This window comes from Longimicrobium sp. (genome assembly GCA_036389135.1).
Taxonomy (GTDB): domain Bacteria; phylum Gemmatimonadota; class Gemmatimonadetes; order Longimicrobiales; family Longimicrobiaceae; genus Longimicrobium.
On the sequence record DASVQP010000107.1, the window covers coordinates 1 to 1,569 of the forward strand.

The window sequence follows — 1,569 nt, forward strand, 5'->3', positions numbered from 1 at the left end:
TTATAGGCGGCTTCTATCCCGACGCCGCCACACCGAAAAGCTGCAACAGAGTCGAGCCGAGCAACCGCAAGACGGAGCCGATCAGCCCCTCGGTTTGGCGCAGCGCCGGGCGGAACACGGCCCGCAAGGTCAGCGCCGTCAGGATCGCCAGAGGGGAGTACCAGGGCTGCCCGCCCCGGGTGGTGCGCGGCGCCGCCCGCCACCCCTCGATGGCCTCGGCGCTGAACCAGATGGGATGGTACAGGGTGGACGGCCCCCAACGGCATCAGTGTGCCACGGTGCGGGTTGTCGAGACCTGCGGAGGGAGCCGCCCGCGATGAGCATCACCATGATCGGCCTGGATGTCGCCAAGTCCGTGTTCCAGCTCCACGGCATCGACGCGAGCGGAAAGGTGCAGCTGAAGCGCAAGCTGCGGCGGAGCGAGCTGATCCCGTTCTTCGAGGGGCAGCCGCGCTGCACCGTGGTCATGGAGGCATGTGGTGCCGCGCATCACTGGGCCCGCGTGCTGAGCGGGCTCGGGCACGAGGTGAAACTGATCGCGCCGGAGGCGGTCAGGCCGTTCGTGAAGAGGGGCAAGAAGAACGACGCCGCCGATGCCGCGGCGATCTGCGCCGCCGCGTCCCGGCCCGACGCGAGGTTCGTGCCCGTGAAAAGCCTGGAGCAGCAGAGCGTCCTCACCTTGCATTCCGTTCGCTCCTTGTTCGTCAAGCAGCAAACCATGCTGGCCAACGCCATGCGTGGCCTGGCGACCGAGTTCGGCCTCGTCGTGCCGAAGGGCATGGGCAGGCTCGAGGAGCTGGTGGCGCTGGTGGAGGCGGACGGGAGCTTCCCGGAGCAGGCACGCGGGGTGTTCACCGGCCTGCTCCAGCAGTGCCGCGCGACCGCGGACCGGATCGAGGCCCTGGAGGCGGAGATCGTCGCGCACGCGCGGGAGGACGACATCGCGCGCCGCTTGGCCACGGTCCCCGGCATCGGGCCGATCACCGCCTCGCTGGTCGCGGCCACGGTCGGCGACGGCATCGCGGCCTTCAAGAGCGCACGGCACTTCGCCGCCTGGCTCGGGCTGGTGCCGCGACAGCACTCCGCTGGCGGCAAGACCGTTGGAGGCATGCCTCCAACCGGTCGGATCACCAAGGCCGGCAACCGGGAGATCCGGACCCTGCTGGTGCTCGGCGCCACCTCGATGGTGCACCGCGCCGGGGCGTGGAACAGTGCCGCCGGAGCGTGGGTGCGGGAGCTGCTGGAGCGGCGTCCTGTCCGGCTGGTGACGGTGGCGCTGGCCAACAAGATGGCGCGCATCGCCTGGGCGCTGATGACGCGCGACGAGGTCTACCGGGCGAAGGGACGCGCCGCGGCAGCCACGGCCTGACGGTCCGACGCGGGTGGTAGGCGGCGGGCGCGAACCCGCACGATCCGGCAGCAAGCGCTTAACAGCGTGATGGGAAGGTCTGTGGTCAAGCAGTTTTAGGCAACGCCGCATGGAGCAATGTGCCCCGAGCACGCTGTCATAGATTGGCGCCTGACACGCACGCGCACCCCCATGATGGCCAGCGGCAAAGGCCGCGCAGC

Annotated in this window: 1 protein-coding gene and 1 pseudogene; one reads left to right on the plus strand and one right to left on the minus strand. The window is 69.9% G+C overall.

All coding sequences use genetic code 11. From position 1 onward, the window contains the following. Positions 1 to 55: 55 nt before the first annotated feature. A pseudogene (locus VF584_22285) lies at positions 56 to 229 on the minus strand (transposase). A gap of 87 nt (positions 230 to 316) precedes the next feature. Here VF584_22285 and VF584_22290 point away from each other — a divergent pair. Beyond that, a complete protein-coding gene (locus VF584_22290; GenBank protein ID HEX8212921.1) occupies positions 317 to 1,369 on the plus strand; it encodes an IS110 family transposase in 1,053 nt (350 codons plus the stop codon). The last annotated feature ends 200 nt before the right edge of the window (positions 1,370 to 1,569 follow it).

What these genes read in the sequence shown, in the direction of transcription:
- VF584_22290 (HEX8212921.1), top strand. Translation starts at nt 317, where the DNA reads ATGAGCATCACCATGATCGGCCTGGATGTCGCCAAGTCCGTGTTCCAG.